The organism is Microbispora sp. H10949, assembly GCF_014161435.1.
GTDB classification, from domain to species: Bacteria; Actinomycetota; Actinomycetes; order Streptosporangiales; family Streptosporangiaceae; genus Microbispora; species Microbispora triticiradicis.
In genome coordinates, this window is record NZ_JABBWZ010000001.1 from 130,112 (window position 1) to 150,064 (window position 19,953).

Annotated in this window: 18 protein-coding genes; 2 read left to right on the forward strand and 16 right to left on the reverse strand. The window is 72.9% G+C overall.

Translation table 11 applies throughout. The features are described from left to right. Nucleotides 1-1,485 (reverse strand): glutamate synthase subunit beta, encoded by a 1,485-nt coding sequence (locus HHX40_RS00590; protein ID WP_182879029.1) that lies wholly within the window; start codon nt 1,483-1,485, stop codon nt 1-3. A 57-nt stretch (nt 1,486-1,542) separates the two neighbouring features. Next, nucleotides 1,543-6,084: a glutamate synthase large subunit gene (gltB, locus tag HHX40_RS00595; protein WP_182879030.1), complete on the reverse strand. Its 4,542-nt coding sequence runs from the start codon at nt 6,082-6,084 to the stop codon at nt 1,543-1,545. A gap of 169 nt (nt 6,085-6,253) precedes the next feature. On the opposite strand from gltB, the gene HHX40_RS00600 reads away from it, so the two are divergent. Next, nucleotides 6,254-7,993 (forward strand): bis-aminopropyl spermidine synthase family protein, encoded by a 1,740-nt coding sequence (locus tag HHX40_RS00600; RefSeq protein WP_182879031.1) that lies wholly within the window; start codon nt 6,254-6,256, stop codon nt 7,991-7,993. A 139-nt stretch (nt 7,994-8,132) separates the two neighbouring features. On the opposite strand, the gene HHX40_RS00605 is transcribed toward HHX40_RS00600, so the two are convergent. The 4 genes from HHX40_RS00605 to HHX40_RS00620 all read right to left on the reverse strand — a co-directional run bounded on the left by HHX40_RS00605 (nt 8,133) and on the right by HHX40_RS00620 (nt 12,007). Beyond that, a complete protein-coding gene (locus HHX40_RS00605; RefSeq protein ID WP_182879032.1) occupies nt 8,133-9,077 on the reverse strand; it encodes a hypothetical protein in 945 nt (314 codons plus the stop codon). After that, the gene (locus HHX40_RS00610; protein WP_117410543.1) at nt 9,074-9,793 is read right to left on the reverse strand and encodes a VIT1/CCC1 transporter family protein; all 720 of its coding nucleotides are present in this window, start codon (nt 9,791-9,793) and stop codon (nt 9,074-9,076) included. Before HHX40_RS00610 ends, HHX40_RS00605 begins: the two co-directional genes overlap by 4 nt. Further along, complete coding sequence (gene lgt, locus HHX40_RS00615) at nt 9,790-10,866, reverse strand: prolipoprotein diacylglyceryl transferase (protein ID WP_182879033.1); 1,077 nt, start codon at nt 10,864-10,866, stop codon at nt 9,790-9,792. Before lgt ends, HHX40_RS00610 begins: the two co-directional genes overlap by 4 nt. A 91-nt stretch (nt 10,867-10,957) precedes the next feature. Beyond that, the gene (locus HHX40_RS00620) at nt 10,958-12,007 is read right to left on the reverse strand and encodes an ADP-ribosylglycohydrolase family protein (protein WP_182879034.1); all 1,050 of its coding nucleotides are present in this window, start codon (nt 12,005-12,007) and stop codon (nt 10,958-10,960) included. A 145-nt stretch (nt 12,008-12,152) separates the two neighbouring features. Between HHX40_RS00620 and HHX40_RS00625 the strand changes: the two genes are divergently transcribed. Beyond that, entirely contained in the window at nt 12,153-12,479 is a 327-nt protein-coding gene (locus tag HHX40_RS00625; protein ID WP_117410540.1) for a hypothetical protein, read from the forward strand. A 130-nt stretch (nt 12,480-12,609) separates the two neighbouring features. On the opposite strand, the gene HHX40_RS00630 is transcribed toward HHX40_RS00625, so the two are convergent. From HHX40_RS00630 to hisI, 10 genes are all read right to left on the reverse strand, one after another. Beyond that, nucleotides 12,610-13,359 carry a DsbA family protein gene (locus HHX40_RS00630; protein WP_310737883.1) on the reverse strand — a complete coding sequence of 250 codons (750 nt, stop codon included), beginning with the start codon at nt 13,357-13,359 and terminating at the stop codon, nt 12,610-12,612. A gap of 59 nt (nt 13,360-13,418) precedes the next feature. Continuing rightward, the gene (locus tag HHX40_RS00635) at nt 13,419-13,988 is read right to left on the reverse strand and encodes a DoxX family protein (protein ID WP_182879035.1); all 570 of its coding nucleotides are present in this window, start codon (nt 13,986-13,988) and stop codon (nt 13,419-13,421) included. A gap of 140 nt (nt 13,989-14,128) precedes the next feature. Beyond that, nucleotides 14,129-14,923 carry a tryptophan synthase subunit alpha gene (trpA, locus tag HHX40_RS00640; protein ID WP_182877131.1) on the reverse strand — a complete coding sequence of 265 codons (795 nt, stop codon included), beginning with the start codon at nt 14,921-14,923 and terminating at the stop codon, nt 14,129-14,131. 22 nt (nt 14,924-14,945) lie between these two features. Then, a complete protein-coding gene (trpB, locus tag HHX40_RS00645; RefSeq protein WP_220498593.1) occupies nt 14,946-16,151 on the reverse strand; it encodes a tryptophan synthase subunit beta in 1,206 nt (401 codons plus the stop codon). Nucleotides 16,152-16,216: 65 nt separating this feature from the next. Beyond that, the gene (gene trpC, locus HHX40_RS00650) at nt 16,217-17,041 is read right to left on the reverse strand and encodes an indole-3-glycerol phosphate synthase TrpC (protein ID WP_117410535.1); all 825 of its coding nucleotides are present in this window, start codon (nt 17,039-17,041) and stop codon (nt 16,217-16,219) included. A gap of 157 nt (nt 17,042-17,198) precedes the next feature. After that, nucleotides 17,199-17,624: a DUF2752 domain-containing protein gene (locus HHX40_RS00655; protein ID WP_117410534.1), complete on the reverse strand. Its 426-nt coding sequence runs from the start codon at nt 17,622-17,624 to the stop codon at nt 17,199-17,201. Between the two features lie 16 nt (nt 17,625-17,640). After that, on the reverse strand, nt 17,641-18,306 hold the full coding sequence (locus HHX40_RS00660; RefSeq protein WP_117410533.1) for an RDD family protein: 666 nt from the start codon (nt 18,304-18,306) through the stop codon (nt 17,641-17,643). Nucleotides 18,307-18,369: 63 nt separating this feature from the next. Next, nucleotides 18,370-18,768, reverse strand: coding sequence for a DUF4190 domain-containing protein (locus HHX40_RS00665; protein ID WP_182877128.1), 399 nt, complete (start codon nt 18,766-18,768; stop codon nt 18,370-18,372). A gap of 150 nt (nt 18,769-18,918) precedes the next feature. Next, complete coding sequence (locus HHX40_RS00670; protein ID WP_182879036.1) at nt 18,919-19,575, reverse strand: TIGR02234 family membrane protein; 657 nt, start codon at nt 19,573-19,575, stop codon at nt 18,919-18,921. Then, nucleotides 19,572-19,922 carry a phosphoribosyl-AMP cyclohydrolase gene (gene hisI / locus HHX40_RS00675; protein ID WP_111697426.1) on the reverse strand — a complete coding sequence of 117 codons (351 nt, stop codon included), beginning with the start codon at nt 19,920-19,922 and terminating at the stop codon, nt 19,572-19,574. Before hisI ends, HHX40_RS00670 begins: the two co-directional genes overlap by 4 nt. Nucleotides 19,923-19,953: the final 31 nt, after the last annotated feature.

A 19,953-nucleotide genomic window follows, 5' to 3' on the forward strand; every position in this document is an offset into this window, starting at 1 on the left:
TCAGACGAGGGGCCGCGCCGTCGGGGGGATCGGCACGGGCAGGACCGTACGGCCGCTCAGGTGCTGGTCGACGGCCGCCGCCGCGGACCGGCCCTCGGCGATCGCCCACACGATCAGCGACTGGCCGCGGCCCATGTCACCGGCCGAGAACACGCCCTCCACCGACGTCTCGTACGAGGAGTTCCTGGCCACGTTGCCACGGGCGTCGAAGAACGACTCCGGGTCGCCCGACAGGGCGGCGAGGTCGTTCAGCAGCGGGCCCTTCTCCGGGCCGAGGAAGCCCATGGCGAGGGTGACCAGGTCGGCCGGGATCTCCCGCTCGGTGCCGGGGATCGGCGCGAACCCCGCCGCCGGGCCCTCGACCTCGACCAGGCGCAGCGCCCGCACGTTGCCCTCGTCGTCGCCGGCGAACTCGGTGGTGGACACCGCGTACACGCGGTCGCCCGCCCCGGCCTCCAGCTCCTCGTGCGCGCTCTCCATCTTGAACAGCATCGGGTACGTCGGCCACGGCTGGCTGCCGGGACGGTCCGCCGGCGGCCTCGGCATGATCTCCAGCTGGGTGACCGACAGCGCGCCCTGCCGGATCGCGGTGCCGATGCAGTCGGCGCCGGTGTCGCCGCCGCCGATCACGACGACGTGCTTGCCCTCCGCCGAGATCGGCGATTCGGCGTAGTCGCCCTCCTGGGCCTTGTTGGCCGGGGGGAGATACTCCATCGCCTGGTAGACGCCCTTGAGCTCGCGGCCGGGCACCGGCAGGTCGCGCCACGCCGTGGCGCCGCCCGCGAGCACGATCGCGTCGAACTCCTCGCGCAACTCGGCCGCCGTGACGTCCACGCCGACATTGACGCCGGTGCGGAACTCGGTGCCCTCGGCCTCCATCTGGGCGATGCGGCGGTCGACGTGCCGCTTCTCCATCTTGAACTCGGGGATGCCGTACCGGAGCAGCCCGCCGATCCGGTCGGCCCGCTCGAACACGACCACGTCGTGCCCGGCGCGGGTGAGCTGCTGCGCGGCCGCGAGGCCGGCCGGGCCGGAGCCGACGACCGCGACCTTGCGGCCGGTCTTGACGGCGGGCGGCTGCGGCGTGACCCAGCCCTCGGCGAAGGCCCGGTCGACGATCTCGACCTCCACCCGCTTGATCGCGACCGGGTCGGAGTTGATGCCGAGCACGCACGCCGACTCACACGGAGCGGGGCACAGGCGGCCGGTGAACTCCGGGAAGTTGTTGGTCGCGTGCAGCCGCTCGATCGCCTCGCGCCAGTCGTCGCGGTAGACGAGGTCGTTCCACTCGGGGATGAGGTTCCCGAGCGGGCAGCCGTTGTGGCAGAACGGGATGCCGCAGTCCATGCAGCGGGCCGCCTGCTTGGTCAACGCGGGCTTGGGGAAGTCCTCGTAGACCTCGCGCCAGTCGCGGATGCGCACGTCGACCGGGCGGCGCGCCGGCAGCTCGCGCCCGTGTGTCAGGAACCCCTTCGGGTCAGCCATCGGTGTACCCCCCTTATCGTCGCGTGGGAATGGTGGTGGTGATGACGCTCATCGGCGTCACCCGTGGGCGGCGGCCATGACCGCCTCGTCGATGTCGCGGCCCTCGGCCTCGGCGGCGGCCCGCGCCAGCAGGACCCGCTTGTAGTCGGACGGCATGATCTTCGCGAACCGGCCGAGCGCGGCGTCCCAGTCCGCCAGCAGCGCCTTGGCCACCGTGGACCCGGTCTCCGTGAGGTGCCTGTCGACGATCTCCCGCAGGAACTCGGCGTCCTCGTCGTCCAGCGCCTCGAGCTCGACCATCTCGCGGTTGACCCGCTCGGGCCGAAGGTCGAGCACGTAGGCCACGCCGCCCGACATGCCGGCGGCGAAGTTGCGGCCGGTCGCGCCGAGGACGACGGCCCGGCCGCCGGTCATGTACTCGCAGCCGTGGTCGCCCACGCCCTCGACGACGGCGGTGGCGCCGGAGTTGCGGACGCAGAACCGCTCGCCCACGATGCCGCGGACGAAGACCTCGCCGGACGTCGCGCCGTACAGGCCGACGTTGCCCGAGACCACCTGCGTCTCGGCCTCGAACGGAGCGTCGGGGTGCGGCCGGACCACGAGCCGGCCGCCCGACAGGCCCTTGCCGAGGTAGTCGTTGGCGTCGCCGGTCAGCCGCAGCGTGACGCCCCGCGGCACGAACGCGCCGAACGAGTTGCCCGCCGAGCCGGTGAACGACACGTCGATCGTGTTGTCGGGCAGGCCCTCGCCGCCATACCGCTTGGTCACCTCGTGGCCGAGCATGGTGCCGACCGTGCGGTTGACGTTGCGGATGGGCAGCTCCAGCGTGACCGGCTCGCCGAGGTTCAGCGCGCCCTCGGCGAGCTGGATCAGCGTGTTGTCCAGCGCCTTGTCGAGCCCGTGGTCCTGCTCGGCGACCCTGCGGCGCGGGGTGCCCTCGGGCAGCTCCGGCTGGTGCAGGATCGGCGACAGGTCGAGGCCGGCGGCCTTCCAGTGCTCGACCGCGCGGGTGGTGTCGAGCAGGTCGGCCCGCCCGATGACCTCGTCCAGCGAGCGGTAGCCGAGCTCGGCGAGGTACTCGCGCACCTCCTGGGCGACGAACTCGAAGAAGTTCACCACGAACTCGGGCTTGCCGCTGAACCGCTTGCGCAGCTCGGGGTTCTGCGTGGCCACGCCCACCGGGCAGGTGTCGAGGTGGCAGACCCGCATCATGACGCAGCCGGAGACGACCAGCGGAGCGGTGGCGAAGCCGTACTCCTCGGCGCCGAGCAGCGCCGCGATGACCACGTCGCGGCCGGTCTTGAGCTGGCCGTCGGCCTGCACGACGATGCGGTCGCGCAACCCGTTGAGCAGCAGCGTCTGCTGGGTCTCGGCCAGGCCGAGCTCCCAGGGGGCGCCCGCGTGCTTGACCGAGGTCAGCGGGGAGGCGCCGGTGCCGCCGTCGTGGCCGGAGATCAGCACGACGTCGGCGTGGGCCTTGCTGACGCCCGCCGCCACGGTCCCGACCCCGACCTCGGCGACCAGCTTCACGTGGACGCGGGCGCGCGGGTTGGAGTTCTTCAGGTCGTGGATGAGCTGGGCGAGGTCCTCGATCGAGTAGATGTCGTGGTGCGGCGGCGGCGAGATGAGGCCGACGCCGGGGGTGGAGTGCCGGGTCTTGGCGATCCACGGGTACACCTTGTGGCCGGGCAGCTGGCCGCCCTCGCCGGGCTTGGCGCCCTGCGCCATCTTGATCTGCAGGTCGTCCGCGTTGACCAGGTATTCGCTGGTCACGCCGAACCGGCCGGAGGCCACCTGCTTGATCGCGCTGCGCCGCTCGGGGTCGTGCAGCCGCTCCGGGTCCTCGCCGCCCTCGCCGGTGTTCGACTTGGCGCCGAGCCGGTTCATCGCGATGGCCAGCGTCTCGTGCGCCTCCATCGAGATGGAGCCGTACGACATGGCGCCGGTGGAGAACCGCCTGACGATCGACTCGACCGGCTCGACCTCGTCGATCGGGATCGGCGCGCCGGCGGGGCGCAGCCTGAACAGGCCGCGCAGCGTCATGAGCTTCTCGGACTGCCCGTCCACGAGGGACGTGTACTCCTTGAAGATCTCGTACCGCCGGGTGCGGGTGGAGTGCTGGAGCTTGAAGACGGTGGTCGGGTTGAACAGGTGCGGCTCGCCCTCGCGGCGCCACTGGTACTCGCCGCCGACCTCCAGCCGCCGGTGCGGGTTCTCCGCGCGGGGATAGGCCCGCGCGTGCCGCTCCAGCGCCTCCCTGGCCAGCACGTCGAAGCCGACGCCGCCGAGGCGGGAGGTGGTGCCGGTGAAGCACCCGTCGATGACCTCGGCGCCGAGGCCGAGCGCCTCGAAGATCTGCGCGCCGGTGTAGGAGGCGACCGTGGACACGCCCATCTTGGACATGACCTTCAGGACGCCCTTGCCGTACGCCTTGATCAGGTTGCGGACGGCCTTGCGCGGGTCCAGGTCGAGCTGACCGGTCGCGATCATGTCCTCGACCGTCTCCAGGGCGAGGTAGGGGTTGATCGCGCTGGCGCCGTACCCGACGAGCAGGGCCATGTGGTGGCACTCGCGGGCCTCGCCGGTCTCGATCACCAGGCCGACCCGGGTGCGGGACTTCTCCCGGATGAGGTGGTGGTGCACCGCGCCGGTGAGCAGCAGCGACGGGATCGGCGCCCGCTCGCGGGAGGACCCGCGGTCGGACAGCACGATGATCCGGGCGCCGTCCTCGATGGCCCGGGAGACCTCCTGGCGGATCTCCTCCAGCCGCCGCACCAGCGCCTCGCCGCCGCCGGCGGCGTCGAACAGGCCGGACACGACGTACGGCTGGAAGCCGGGCAGCGCGCCCTCGTCGTTGATGTGGACGATCTTCGCGAGCTCGTCGTTGTCGATCACCGGGTAGGGCAGCACGAGCCGGCGGCACGAGGCCGGGCCGGGGTCGAGCAGGTTGCCCTCGGGGCCGATCGTCGACTGCAGCGAGGTGACGAGCTCCTCGCGGATGGCGTCCAGCGGCGGGTTGGTGACCTGCGCGAACAGCTGGCTGAAGTAGTCGAACAGCAGCCGCGGCTTCTCGCTCAGCACGGCGACGGGGCTGTCGGTGCCCATCGAGCCGATCGGCTCGGCGCCGTTCCGCGCCATCGGCGTGAGGATGATCCGGAGCTCCTCCTCGGTGTAGCCGAAGGTCTGCTGCCGCTTGACCAGCGCCTCGTGGGTGGGGTGCTCGTGCTCGCGCTCGGGCAGCTCCTCGAAGCGGACCAGGCCCGCGTGCAGCCACTCGCCGTACGGCTCGGCGGCGGCGAGCTCGGCCTTGATCTCGTCGTCCTCGATGATCCGGCCGCGCGCGGTGTCCACCAGGAACATCCGGCCCGGCTGCAGGCGGCCCTTGCGGACCACCTTCTCCTGCGGGATGTCGGACAGCACGCCGGCCTCGGAGGCGAGCACGACCAGGCCGTCGTCGGTGACCCAGAACCGGCCCGGGCGCAGGCCGTTGCGGTCGAGGACCGCGCCGACCAGCGTGCCGTCGGAGAAGGTGATCGACGCGGGGCCGTCCCACGCCTCCATGAGGGTGGAGTGGAACTCGTAGAAGGCCCGGCGGGCCGGGTCCATCTCGGTGTGGTTCTCCCACGCCTCCGGGATCATCATCAGCACGGCGTGCGGCAGCGACCTGCCGCCGAGGTGCAGCAGCTCCAGCGTCTCGTCGAACGAGGCGGTGTCGGAGCCGTCCGGGTCACAGATGGGGAAGAGCCGCCGCAGGTCGCCCGGGATCAGGCCGGTGGCGAGCATCGCCTCGCGGGCGCGCATCCAGTTGCGGTTGCCCCGGACGGTGTTGATCTCGCCGTTGTGCGCGACGTACCGGTACGGGTGGGCCAGCGGCCAGGAGGGGAAGGTGTTGGTCGAGAAGCGCGAGTGGACGAGCGCGATGGCGCTGACGTAGCGCTCGTCGGACAGGTCGGCGAAGAACGGCTCGACCTGCAGCGAGGTCAGCATGCCCTTGTAGACGATGGTCCGCGAGGACAGCGAGGAGAAGTAGACGTCCGCCTCGTGCTCAGCGCGCTTGCGGAAGGCGAACACGATCCGGTCGAGGTCGACGCCGGTCTCGCCGCCGGGCGAGGTCACGAACAGCTGCGCGAAGTGGGGCATGGCCGCCCGCGCGGTGGCGCCGGGCAGGTCGCGGTCCACCGGCAGCTCGCGCCAGCCGAGGATGCTCACGCCCTCCTCCGCGGCGATCCGCTCGATGGTCTCGATCGCGGCGGCCCTCGCCTGCCCGTCCGCCGGCAGGAACGCGGCGCCCGCGGCGTACGCGCCCTCCGCGGGCAGCTCACTGTGCCATCCCAGATCGGCCACCACGGCGCGGAAGAACGCGTCGGGGATCTGGGTGAGGATGCCCGCGCCGTCGCCGGTGTCCGGCTCGCTGCCGCTCGCGCCCCGGTGGTCGAGGTTGCGGAGGGCAGTCAGTGCCTTGGCGACGATGTCGTAACTGCGGCGACCCTGCACGTCCGCGACCATGGCGACGCCACAGGCGTCATGCTCGAAGGCGGGGTCGTAGAGTCCCTGAGGCTCGGGGAGACCTCCGGGAAGGCCAAGGCGGGCAGCAGGCATGTAGTCACTCCCGTCGTCAACTTCTGCGTGGAACAGAGGGACGACGCTGGCCCTGCTGCGGTTGTGGTGCTTAGAGATTACAACACGCTGCCGGAATAGTGCCCCCCCGGTCTGCTTCGCGAACCTTCACAGGTCAGCGTGGTGAACAGGGCCTCGATAGGGTTTGCGCATGGGTGGTCATGAGGCGATCGACGAACTGCTGGCGGAGGCCGGCGTGGACGGCCTGCGCCTGCGCGGAGCACTGGCGCTCCTGGCAGGCGGCCGCTGGTGGACCCTGTCCGACCTGGTACGGGAGACCGCGACGCCACGGCGGACGATCGAGTCGCTGCTGCGGGCGCTCCCCCTTGAGCACAGCGGCGACCGTGTCCGGATACCCATGGATCAGGTCAACCGCTACAACGCCGGGGTCGGGCCGGAAATTTCCGATCTGGGGAATCCGGTGTCCGAAATGGTGCCGGAACACGCCGAAACCCTCGCCCGTCTGGAGCGGCTGATCGCCGAGGCCCCCCGGGGCCGGCACGCGCTCGACCACGTCTCCGCGACCGCCGAGACCGTGCTGCGCCGCGCCCTCCTGCTGGGGCGGCGGTTCTGGCTGCCCGGCGCCCGCCTGCTGTGCGTCGGCGACCACGACCTGACCTCGCTGGCGGTGCGGATGGTCCACCCGGAGGTCGAGGTGGCGGTGGCCGACATCGACGACCGCATCCTGGAGTTCGTCGACGCCCAGGACCTCGGGGTGCGCACCCGGTGGGCCGACCTGCGTCTCGGCCTGCCGCCGTCACTGCGCGGCTGGGCCGACCTCGCGATCACCGACCCGCCGTACACGCCGGACGGGATCGGGCTGTTCGCCGCGCGCGCCGCCGAGGGCCTGCGCGACCGCGAGCGGGGACGCATCCTCCTGGCGTACGGCGCCTCCGAGCGCACCCCGATGCTCGCGCTGAAGGTGCAGAAGGCTCTTGTCGACCTCAACCTGCTGCATGAGGCGATATTTCCGCACTTCAACCGGTATTACGGGGCGGAGGCGATCGGCAGCGCGGCGGACCTGTACGTGCTGCGTCCCACCACGAAGACCTGGCCGGCGATCGCCGCGCGACTCGACCGCCTCGCCACGGCCATCTACACGCAGGGCCCCCAGGCCGTGGAGTCCGCCGGGCGCCCCGGTAAGGCGACGGTCCAGGCGACGGCCGTGGACAGCGCGACCGGCAGGACGGCCGGTGCGGGGACGGACAGCACTGCGGGCAGCACGGCCGGTGTGGGGGTGGACGGCGCAGCGGACGAGGCGGCGGTGACCGCCTTCGGGCCGGACCTGCTCGCCGGGGACTGGCCGCGCGGCCTGCTGCCGCAGGTGCCCCGCACCCGGCTCGCCACGCTGCTGGCCAAGCCGTACGCCGCCGACCCGCGGCGGGTGGTCATCGCGGTGCCGGCCGGGCTGGAGGCGGCCCTGCCCCGCCTGCTGCTCGCGACCCGGGCCCGGCACGTGCGGGTGCTCACCGCCGCCCCGGTCGCCGGGCTGCCCGAGCTGGCCGCGTTGCTCGCCCCGGTCTACGAACTCACCGCCGAGGGCCGTGTCCTCGACGCCGTACGGCTCGCTCCGCCGGAGGACGGGCCGGACCGGATCGTCCGCGCGATCCTGGACAGCGCGCACGGGAAGCTCGCCAACACCTGGCGGGAGGCGCTCACCAGGACCGGCCTCACCACGACGCCCGGACACACCACACCGCCCGGACACACCGCACCGCCCGAGCACGCCGGGACCCCCGGGCACGGCGGGACGGCCGGGCTCACCAAGCGGCAGGCCAGGGCCGCCGTCGAGGAGGCCGCTCCCTGGGCCGGCGACGCGACACCCCTCGAACTCCCGCTCCACCGCCTCGCGCAGCTGACGGCGGAGATCACCGCTCCCACCCCGGCCTGAGGATCGGCCGCCCGAGGTCGTCCCCGGGCCGCGATCAGCCGGGGCCACGCACGCCCCCTCCCGGCGGGGGAACCGGGCACGCCCCCGGGGCTCCGATCAGGCCGGCGCGGCGCTGACGGGCGGCCGGCCCTGCGACCTGCTACCGGGCGGCCGGGACGGACGGGGACGGCGCGGCCGTGTTCGCAGAAGGGGCCGTGTTCGCGGACGAGGCCGGAGAGGCGCCGGGATCGGACGGCGGGTCCTCCGCGGGCTGTGCGGTGTCGGCCGGGCCCGGCGGCTGGGCGGGGTCCGACGGCACGCCGGCGACCGCGACCACCCGGCGGAAGACCGCTCTCTCCGCCTCCCGCACGGCCAGGCCGAGCATGACGAAGTCGTCGGTCTCCCCCGGCTCCGCGCCGTCGGTCCTGCCGATCCAGGCCACGCCGAGGTAGTGGCCCATGACCTGGGCGCTCGCCTCGCTGTAGGCGCCGAACTTCGCCCGGGGGGATTCGAGCGGCTGCACCCACGAGCCCCGGTAGAGCGTCCCCAGCGACGTCGCCAGCGACTCGGCGGCGTCGACGGACGACAGGTTGAACAGCGTGTACTGCGCCAGATAGACCCCGTCCGCCGTGGCGTACAGGCCACGGACGGCCTGGGTGCACCCGGCCTCCGCGAGGGCGTCGACGAGGTCGGCGCCCCACACCGCTCCCCCGCAGGCCTGGTCGGGGCGGCTGGTCAGGCGGCGCAGCGTGACCTTTCCCGCGCTGAGCGTCCGGGCGCCGAACACCTCCTGGACGCTCAGCGGCGCGGAGTCCGCCTTGCGGTCCGCGATCGGGGCGAACTCCTTCAGGGACGGCCAGGACTGGAAGGACGACGGCAGTCCCTGCCCCGCGATGTCCGCCGACGCCCCCGTCGGCACCGCGGGTCCGCCTCCGCCCAGCGCGTTGACCACCAGCGTCAGCACCAGGGCGATCACCAGGACGCCCGCGGCGGTCACGGACCACACGAACACGCGCTGCTGCCGGTCGTCCAGCCCGAGCTCGGTGAGGGTGGGTCCGGCCCAGCGCTCGGCCGTCGCGGACGACCGGCGCTTGCGCTTGGTCATAGACCGCCGGTTCCTATCAGCGACCCCAGTCCCCAGGTCAGCGCCGCCGCCACGGCGCCCACCACGAGCTGGCGGAGACCGCTGAACCACCAGCTTCTGGCCGTCACGCGCGAGACCACCGCGCCGGCGACGAACAGCGCCACCATCGACGCGGCGGCCGAGATCCACAGGCTCCGCGCGCCGATCAGGTACGGCAGGAGCGGGACCAGGGCGCCGAAGGCGAACGATAAGAACGACGATCCGGCGGCGAGCAGCGGTGAGGGCAGGTCGCCGGGGTCCACACCCAGTTCGGCCCGCGTGTGGACGGCGAGCGCCTCCTCCGGGTCGCGGGAGATCTGGCGGGCGACCTCCCTGGCGGTCTCCGGATCCACGCCCCGCTGGACGTACATCTGGGCCAGCTCGGCCTCCTCGGCCTCGGGATGCCGCTCCAGCTCCCGCCGCTCCACGTCGATCTCGGCCTCGGCCAGCTCGCGCTGGCTGGCGACCGACACGTACTCGCCGCCCGCCATGGAGAAGGCTCCGGCGGCCAGGCCGGCGATGCCGGCGAGGGCGATGATCCTGGTCTCGGCGGTGCCGCCGGCGACGCCCGCGATGAGCGCGAAGTTGGACACCAGTCCGTCCATCGCGCCGAACACCGCGGGCCGCAGCCATCCGCCGGTGACGTCCCTGTGCTGGTGGTGTGCCTCGGCCCGTGCCCCCGTCCTGGCCTCGGTCATCGCCGCCCGGCCTCCGGTTCCGGCATGGTCCCGCCGTCGCCCGTGGCGCCGGCGCCCGCCGGCGCCCTGTCCCCCTCACCGGAGTCCGCCGGAGCGTCGTCGGAACCCGCGGAGCCGGAGCCGGCCCGGCCGTCCGTCTCCGGTGTGTCCTCGTGGGCCGCGGGCAGGCTCCCGGCCTCCCCGCCGCCGAGCTCGGGCTCGTCGGCCTGGTCCCGCTGGTGGGCGGGGTCGGCGCCTTCGCCGTCCCCCGCGAGGACGCCGACCGGCTCCTCGCCCGTCCGGTTGCGGGACAGCAGCAGGTACGCGACGGCGCACAGGAAGATGACGATCGAGGTCCACTGGTTCAGCCGCAGCCCGAGGATCTCGTGCGCGGGGTCGACCCGCAGCCCCTCGATCCAGAACCGGCCCAGCGTGTAGCCCGCGACGTACAGCGCGAACACCCGGCCGTGGCGGAGGCCGAAGCGGCGGGCGGCCAGGATCAGCACGCCGGCGAGCGCCAGGTCCCACAGCGACTCGTACAGGAAGGTCGGGTGGTAGGTGGTCGCGCCGGGGACGGTGCCCGGGTGGCCCGGCTCGATCTCCAGTCCCCACGGCAGATCGGTGGGGCCGCCGAAGAGCTCCTGGTTGAAGTAGTTGCCCCACCGGCCGATGGCCTGGGCCACGGCCACGCCGGGGGCGAGGGTGTCGGCCACGGCGGTGAAGGAGATGCCGCGGCGGCGGCAGGCGATCCAGACGCCGAGCGCGCCGAGCGCGATCGCGCCCCAGATGCCGAGGCCGCCCTCCCAGATGAACAGGGCGTCGATCGGCCGCTTGGGCGCGTCGGAGCCGAAGTAGATCTGCCAGTCGGTGATGACGTGGTAGAGACGTCCGCCGACGAGGCCGAACGGCACGGCCCAGACCGCGAGGTCGGTGACCGTCCCGGGAGCACCGCCGCGGGCGCGCCAGCGGCGTTCGCCGATCCAGACGGCGACGACGACGCCGAGCACGATGCACAGGGCGTACGCGCGGATCGGAATCGGTCCGAGATTCCAGACCCCCTGTGACGGGCTGGGAATCGAGGCGAGGAGGGGCATGTAACGTGACGTTACCGCAAGAGGGGGCGAGTCCGGTGCCCGCCGCGTTCATCGGTACCAGGACGTGCTCCGGCCCCCGGCGGGCGGGTCATCAGGGCGGCGGCGGAGCCGCGCGGAGGGCGGCCAGGCGGGCCGCGAGGTCCGGCAGCGCGGGATACTCGCCGAGGTCCACCGGCCCGAGCCAATCAAGCGCGGCCACCCCCTCCGGCTCCCTGGCGCCGAGGACCCCGCCGACGAGCGCGGCGACCGTGTCGGTGTCGCCGCCCAGGGACACGGCGTACGGCAGCGCGGCGGCGAGGGCGGGAGCCTCTCGCAGCACGTGGACCACCGCGGCGACGGTCTCGACGGCGTCCAGCGAGACGCCCTCGGACGGGGGCGTCCACCGTCCGTAAGCCGCGTCGATGACAGCGTCCACAGGAGCGGGATGCCCGCCCGCCGCCACTCCGTCACCGGCGGCTTCCGTCGCGTCGTCCATGGCGTCGTCTGCCGGCGTCGGCGTGAGGTGCTCGTCCGCCCGGCGGGCCTCGTCCGCGGCCACCTCCAGCAGGGCGGGCACGCTCTCCCCCTCCAGCGCGTGCGACGCCAGCGCCGCGATGACGCGGGCCGCCGCCACGGCCGCCGGCGCCCGGTGCGTCGCGGCGGAGACGACCTCGCAGAGCCGGCGGCGCAGGCCGGGCCGGTCGGTCGGAACGGCCCAGCCGATCGGGGCGACGCGCATGGCCGCGCCGTTGGTCGGCCGGTCTCCCGCCGAGGGGGCGGGCGGCTCACCCGTGGCGTGGAAGTGCGCCAGGGCGTGCCGCGTGGTGGGGCCGAGGCCGCGTACGGCCGGCGCCGCCTCGGCGAGCCGGGTCAGGAACTCCAGCGAGGTGGGGCGGCCGCCGGTGTCGGCCAGGCAGCGTGCGACCAGCACCATCTGCGCCGTGTCGTCCGAGGTCGACCCGCGCGGCCATCCCCGGTCCGGGGCGGGGAGCCGGACGACCTCCTCGGGGTCGATCCGCTCCGGCCCGCGCCCCTCCCATGGCACGCCGAGCGCGTCGCCCGCCGCGAAGGCCACCATCGCCTGGTGGATCCGTGCGGCGACGTCCTGCCGGGAGCCGGCGATCGGCGCGGAGCGAGGGGCGGAAGGGTCGTCACGGGGCATGCCGGAATGCTGACCCGCCAGGCGGCGGCGAAACCCGTGTCAGGTGCGGTAGAGGCGTCCGGCCCTTCGGAAGGCGACGCACGGGCCGTCGTCCGGTACCACAGGTCCCTGGTGAGCCGGCGGCCGGAATGGGCAGACTCCGATCATGAACGACACACTCACGCCCGAAGCGGTCACGGTGGAGACGAGCGGGCAGGTGCCCGCGGGAGCGGTCACCGAGGCGCGGGAGCGCATCGCGTCGGTGTCCAGGTTCACCGCCAGGCCGATCCTCTACGCGAGGGTCAACCTCGCCTACAGTCCGTCGCTCAGCCCGGGAGAACGGTGCGCCGCGCGGGCGGTCCTCGACGTCAACGGGCAGCCCGTGCACGCCCAGGCCGAGGCGGAGACCATGCACCTCGCGATCGTGGAGGTCCAGCACCGCCTCCGGGTGGGCCTGGACCGCCTGTCCTACCGTCCGGCCCACCGGGGCTGAGGCTCTCTGCCGGAACCCCGCCGACCCCGCCGACCCGCCGGAACGCACCCTGGAACGGGTCCGGCGGGCCTCGCGGCCCGGATGGCGGCGCGCGGGCCGGTCCTGCCGTCCGGCTCGGCCTGCGCCCGGGTCAGCTCTTGGCGGCGTTCACCACGGCGTCGCGGAGATCGCTCGGCACGAACGCGACCTTGCTGTCGATCTCCTTGCCGTTGATCTTGACCGTCGGCGTGCCGCTCAGCTTCTGCGTGGTCATGACCTGCTGCGTGTACGCCTGGTGTGCCGCGACGTTGCCCTGCTTGCGCACGCAGTCGTCGAAGCCGGAGGAGGTCACGCCCGCCTCCTTGCCCCACGTGATCAGCTGGTCCACGGAGAACCCGCTGGAGGTCTCGCTCGGCTGGTTCTTGTAGAGCTTGTCGTGGAACGCCAGCCACTGCCGGCCGTCCGTGACGCACCGTGCGGCCGAGGCCGCGCGCAGCGAGTTGCTCTTGGTCGGCTCCTGCGTGAAGATCGTGATCACGTGGTAGGCGACCTTCGCCTTGCCCTCGGCGGCCAGGTTCTTCAGCGTGGCGCCGCTGGTCTCCTCGAACTGCTTGCACGCGGGGCACTGGAAGTCCTCGTACACGTCGACCACCGGCGTGGTGACCCCCGGCTGGGCCATCACCACGGTCCCGTCCTCCTGCACGGTCGCCGCGGCGAGGCCGCCGGTGACCTTCTCCGAGGCGCCCTGCCGCACCGACCACACGACGAAGGCGGCCGCGACCACGACGACCACCACGATGGTGGCGATCATCGTGACGCGCCTGCGCTGATCCTGCTTGCGCAGGGCCTCCCGCTGCGCCGCGATGCGGGCCTTGGCCGCCTCACTCGTCCGCTTGCTCACGAACCTTCCCCCCTGCTGTCACCGCGGCCGGACCCAGAGCCGGACCGCGGTCCTGCGTGTCAGGCGCGGTCGTCCCGGCCCTCGTCCTGACCGTCCTCGTCCACCGGCTCCCGGGCTCCCCCGAAACCCAGAGCCGAGTCCAGCGACAGGCGGCTCACCGGCTTCACGACGATCCACGCCGCGCAGGCGAGCAGCCCGATGTCACGCACCAGTTCCCAGAAGTAGTTCGGGTCCTGGCCCGCGGCGAGGGTGCCGTCGCCGCCGAAGCAGCCGCAGTCGATGCGCAGCCCTCTGGCCCACGCGGACCCGATGCCGATGACGAACGCCACCATCAGCACGCCGCCGGCTCCCGCCGCCACCCGGGTGAACAGGCCGACGAGCAGCAGCAGGCCCGTGATGATCTCCACGACGGGCAGGCCGTACCCGACGACCTGCGCCAGGGATTCCGGCAGCAGCTGGTAGGCGAGCACCGCCTGCACCGACAGGGCGGGTGCCCCGATCTTGAGCGCGCCGGCGACGATCAGTACGGCCGCCAGCACGACGCGCGCCGCAGTCGTGACCCAGGAGTGCGCCGGTCTCTCGGACGGTAACCGGCCGGAGACCTGAGCGCCGGATGCCAACTGAACCATCAGGAACTCCTCGCCCGGTAGGCAACACCGACTGAACAGTACCGGGACCCAACCTCACCATGTGCGGGATAAGAGCATGGTAAGCGGTGGCGTTTCCGCTGTTCGCGGCGGTACCGGGGGGAGAAAGCCGGAGATCCGGCTCAGCGCCGGACACCCCTGGCGAGTTCCTCCGCGAGTTCGCGTACCGCCACGAGACCGGACTTCTCGTCCGGCGCGTCGAGCAGGCGCCGGATGAAGGCCGACCCCACGATGACCCCGTCGGCGTACGACGCGACCTCGGCGGCCTGGGCGCCGTTCCCGACGCCGAGACCGACGCAGACCGGCAGCGCCGTGTGGGCCTTGGTCTTCTTGACCAGTCCCTCGGCCGCCGAGCTGACGGACTCCCGGGCGCCGGTCACGCCCATCAGCGAGGCCGCGTACACGAAACCGGTGCAGCAGGCGGCGACCCGGGCGATGCGCTCGTCGGGCGAGCTGGGCGCGACGAGGAAGACCGTGCCGAGGCCGGACTCCCGGCTCGCGTCGAGCCAGGGCCCGGACTCCTCGGGCGTCAGGTCCGGCGTGATGGTCCCCACGCCGCCCGCCGAGGCGAGGTCCCGGGCGAAGCGCTCGGCGCCGTAGCGGTCGATCGGGTTCCAGTACGTCATGACCAGCGTCGCGGCCCCGGACTTCGCGACGCCCTCGACGGTGCGCAGCACGTCGGCGATGCGGGTCCCGTTCTCCAGCGACCGGTGCACCGCGTCCTGGATCGTCGGGCCGTCCATCAGCGGATCGGAGTACGGCAGGCCGATCTCGATCACGTCGCAGCCGGCCTCGACCATCGCGGTCGCGGCCCTCACCGCGCCGTCCTTGGTCGGGAAGCCGGCCGGCAGGTAGCCGACGAGCGCGGCCCTGTCCTCGGCGCGTGCCTTGTCGAACACCGCCTGGAGTGTCGTCATCGGATGCCCTATCGATGCTGGATCAGAGGTTGAAGTACTTCATGGCGGTGCCCATGTCCTTGTCGCCGCGTCCCGAGAGGTTCACCAGGATCACGGCGTCCGGGCCGAGCTCGCGGCCGAGCCGCAGCGCGCCCGCGAGCGCGTGGGAGGACTCGATGGCCGGGATGATGCCCTCGGTGCGCGCCAGCAGGGCGAAGGCCTCCATGGCCTCCTCGTCGGTCACGCCCTCGTAGGTGGCGCGGCCGCTGTCCTTCAGCCACGCGTGCTCGGGGCCCACGCCGGGGTAGTCGAGACCGGCGGAGATCGAGTGCGACTCGATCGTCTGGCCCTCGTCGTCCTGCAGGACGTAGGTGCGGGCGCCGTGCAGCACGCCGACGCTGCCCTGGGTGAGGGTGAGCGCGTGCTCGCCGGTCTCCGCGCCCCGCCCGCCGGCCTCGTAGCCGTACAGCCGGACCCCCTCGTCGGGGATGAAGGCGTGGAAGAGACCGATGGCGTTCGACCCGCCGCCGACGGCGGCGCAGACCGCGTCGGGCAGACGGCCCACGAGCTCCTGCACCTGGCGGCGCGCCTCGACTCCGATGATCCGGGCGAAGTCCCGGACGATCTCGGGGAACGGGTGCGGCCCGGCGACCGTGCCGAACAGGTAGTGGGTGTGTTCCACGTTGGTGACCCAGTCGCGGAACGCCTCGTTGATGGCGTCCTTGAGGGTCTGGCTGCCGTTGGTGACCGGGACGACCGTCGCGCCGAGGAGCTTCATCCTGGCGACGTTGAGCGCCTGGCGCTCGCAGTCGACGGCGCCCATGTAGATGACGCACTCCAGGCCCATGAGCGCCGCCGCGGTGGCCGTGGCGACGCCGTGCTGGCCCGCCCCGGTCTCCGCGATGACCCGCCGCTTGCCCAGCCGCTTGGTCAGCAGCGCCTGGCCGAGCACATTGTTGATCTTGTGGGCGCCGGTGTGGGTGAGGTCCTCGCGCTTGAGCAGGATCCGGGCGCCGCCCGCGTGCCCGGCGAAGCGCGGCACCTCGGTCAGCGTCGTGGGACGGCCCGCGTACGTGCGCAGCAGGTGGTCGAACTCGCGGACGAAGTCGAGATCGGTCTTGGCCTTCTCGTACTCGGCGGCCACCTCGTCGAGGGCCGGGATGAGCGCCTCGGGCACGTACCGGCCGCCGAATATGCCGAACTTGCCCTGGACGTCCGGATCGTTGCCGCCGACACCGCCCCCCGCCAGGTCGGCGGGGGTGATGAGGGTTCCATCCGTCGAGGTCACTCGGCCTCCTTCTGCGGTGCTGTCGTTCACGGGTGCCTCTCGGAGCCGCTGTCCTGCCGGGAGGCCGGGTGCGCGCCCGCGGTCACCAGGTCGTTGACCGCGGCCTTGGGGTCCCTGCCGGTGACCAGGCTCTCGCCCACCAGCACCGCGTCGGCCCCCGCCCGCGCGTACGCGAGCAGGTCGTGCGGCCCGCGCACCCCCGACTCCGCGATCTTGATGATGCCGTCCGGCACCTTGGGCGCGAGCCTGGCGAACACCTCGCGGTCCACCTGCAGCGTCTTCAGGTCGCGGGCGTTGACGCCGACGACCTTCGCGCCGGCGTCCACCGCGCGGGTCAGCTCCTCCTCGGTGTGCACCTCGACGAGCGGGCAGAGCCCGATCGACTCGGCCCGCTCGATCAGCGAGACGAGCGCCTGCTGGTCGAGGGCCGCCACGATCAGCAGGGCGAGGTCGGCGCCGTGCGCCCTGGCCTCCCACAGCTGGTAGGAGGTGACGATGAAGTCCTTGCGCAGGACGGGCACGTCGACCGCGGCCCGCACCGCCGCGAGGTCGGCGAGCGTGCCGCCGAACCTGCGCCGCTCGGTCAGCACGCTGATGACGTGCGCGCCGCCCTCCTCGTAGTCGGCGGCGAGCGCGGCGGGGTCGGCGATGGCGGCGAGCGCGCCCTTGGACGGGCTCGACCTCTTCACTTCGGCGATCACGGAGACCCGGTCGCCGCCAAGGGCGGCATAGGCGTCCCGGGGCTCGGGGGCGCGGGCGGCGATGCGCTTGAGCTCCTCGATCGGCACGTCGCGCTGCCGCTCCTCGAGGTCCTCCCGCACGCCCACGATGATGTCCTCAAGAACACTCACGCGTCCTCCTCGCCTTCGGCTCGGAGCTCGCGCGAATCACCTGTCCGCTCGCTCACGCGCAAGGGTCCCTCCGGTCGGCTGCTCTCGTCGGCTGCTCTGCGTGTCCTGCCCTGCGATGGTATCGGCCCGTCTCGCGTCGATCGGCCACAGGGTCGCGTCACGGAGCGAGGAAATGCCCGAAAGGCGTATTACGCACTACCCAGAAGACGGCCGCGACGACGATCAGTCCCCACAGGTAGACGGGGCGTGCGGCACCCGGGCCCACGGGCCGCCCCTGCCATGATCGTAACGTCCACCTGGCCCATGCCGCGATCACGACAGGAACGCAAACGACAAAGAGAAGGTTCATGCGCGCCGCCCCGGCGAGGTCGGCGTGCGCGAGATCGTGCACGGCGCGCAGGGCGCCGCAGCCCGGACAGTACAGGCCGGTGAGGTAGTAGAAGGGACAGACGGGGTAGTGACCCGGCTCGTGCGGGTCGACCACCGCCAGGTACGCCACCGCCGCGGCGAGACCGGCCGCGGCGCCGGACGGCGCGCGCAGCGACCGAATCCGGTCCCACGCGCGCCGTCCGGTCACGTCCACGTGCTCAGCCTAGCGCTCAGGCGCGCACGACCACGGTGCCGACGATCTTGTCGGCGAAGGTCTGCCGCTTGGCGTCCCACAGCGGCCAGAGGAAGCCGATGTAGCAGGGCAGGCCGTCGATGATGTGGCAGAGGTAGCGGACGAAGGCCATGCCGAAGCCGATGTACTCGCCCGTCTGCTCCTTGACCGTCTTGATGCCGACGACCTTCTTGCCCACCGTCTGACCGGTGGTGCCCTCCTGGTACTTCAGCCACAGGCCGAGGCCGATCGCGACGGCGAAGCCCAGGAGGTAGATGATCATGCCGATCCCGCTGCCGCCCGTCGAGGTGAGCTGCCCCGTGTTCGGGTCCACCTCGAGGGAGCTGGCGGTCATGGAGCCGCCGATGGTGTAGAGGATGCCGGACGGGATGCCGACGATCAGGGCGTCGATCAGGTACGCACCGACGCGCAGGCCCCAGTGGGCGAGCTCGGGGCCGCCGTAGCCGCCGGAGGGCTGGCCGTACGCGCCGGCGCCGTACTGGCCGCCGCCGTACTGGCCGCCCTGCGGGGGCGCGGGGTAGGAGCCCTGCGGCGGCGGGGGGTAGCCGCCCTGGGACGGGTACCCACCCTGCGGGCCGGGCTGCTGGGGAGGCTGCTGAGGGGGGTAACCACCCTGGTTGTACGGGTCGTTGCCGTAGGACATGTGATGCTCCAGCGAAAGTGGGAGAAGAAGGAGAGCGAAGGGGAGGGAGACCCGGGGTGGGGGCTAACCGGCGATGCTCGTGACGCTCAGCGCCGCCAGCAGACCCAGCCCGATCGCGTACAGGAGCCAGACGGAGGCGCCGGCGTAGGACAGGATCAGCCCGGCGATCGCAAGGCCCCGCCCCTGTTCGCCCGTCCGCCTCGTCTGGTGCAACGCGATGTGACCACAGATGACGCCGGCGATCCCGGGGATCCCGCAGAAGAGCAGGCCGAGAACGCCGAGAACGAGCGACGCGACGGCCATGCCGTTCGTACGGGGACCATGGGGTTGGTGGTACCCGTACGGAGGGGGCGGTGGCGGATAGCCGTACCCGTGGCCATAGCCGGAGACCGGCGGCACGCCGCCCGCGCCGGGCGGGTGGCCGTAGCCGCCCGAGTCACCCGGCAGGTACCCGTGGCTCATCCGGTCTCCTGTAGCGATCAACGAAGTCGCCGCGAAGCCTATCGACAGCCGGGCGACCGGTCAGAGCAGAAACCGGGTTTGTGGACAATTTGTAATCTGAGGTGGGAACGGTCCAACAACTCCGGCTCTTCGCACCCCGGTCGAAAAGGCTCAACGCCCCCGATCGTCGGTGGGGTCCTCCCCCTCGTCGAGCGCGTCCCACAGGGCGCGGTCGGCGTCACGCGCGGCAGCCCGTCCCGGCTCCGTGCGGGCGTGTCCGGCGTCCCGTTCGTACCTGCCCGACATGCCGGGCCAGCGCGCGCCGCGCGCCGCCGCCACCACCCCGGACCCGAGCAGGACGAGCCCGCCCGCGGCGGCGAGCAGCGGCCAGACCCAGGCGCGCGACTCCACCGGGATCGCGGCGCCGGAGACCGTCGCCGCCGTCGCGTGCGCGCGGGCCGCGGCTGCGACCGTCGCGTCGCGGGTACCGTCCCAGGCTCCGGCCGCGACCGCCGCGCCGAGCAGGGCGACGACGCCGCCGATCAGCCGCCGCCCGATCCCCCTGGCCGCCAGTACGGCCACCGCGGCGGCGAGCGCGGCCAGCGCGGCGGGTGAGAGCCAGGCGACCAGGTCGCCGCCCGTGAGGCCGTCCTGCCCCGCTCCCCCGGGTCCCCCGGCGGCGCCGAGCGTCACCCACCGCCTGCCCGCGGCGAGCAGCGCGAGGCCGCCGCCGGCGGCGCAGGCGGCGAGCCAGACGAGCAGCGAGCGCCCCGCCGGAGAGCCGGCCCGGCCGGGCGCGGCGGCGGGAACGGGGGTGGGAGCGGTCACGGCGCGCCGGTCACGTCGAGGACGTCGGCGTCGAAGCAGGTGCGGTCGCCGGTGTGGCAGGCGGCCCCCACCTGGTCGACCTTCAGCAGGACCGTGTCGCCGTCGCAGTCGAGCGCGACGTGCCTGACCCACTGCACGTGGCCGGAGGTGTCGCCCTTCACCCAGTACTCCCCCCGGCTGCGGGACCAGTAGGTCGCCCGGCCGGTGGTGAGCGTGCGGTGCAGCGCCTCGTCGTCCATCCAGGCGAGCATCAGCACCTCCCCGGTGTCGTGCTGCTGGACGATCGCGGGCACCAGGCCGTCCGGGGTGCGCTTGAGCCGGTCGGCGATCTTCGGGTCGAGGGCCATGTGGCCAATTGTGCCGCAGCGCCCCGCCGCC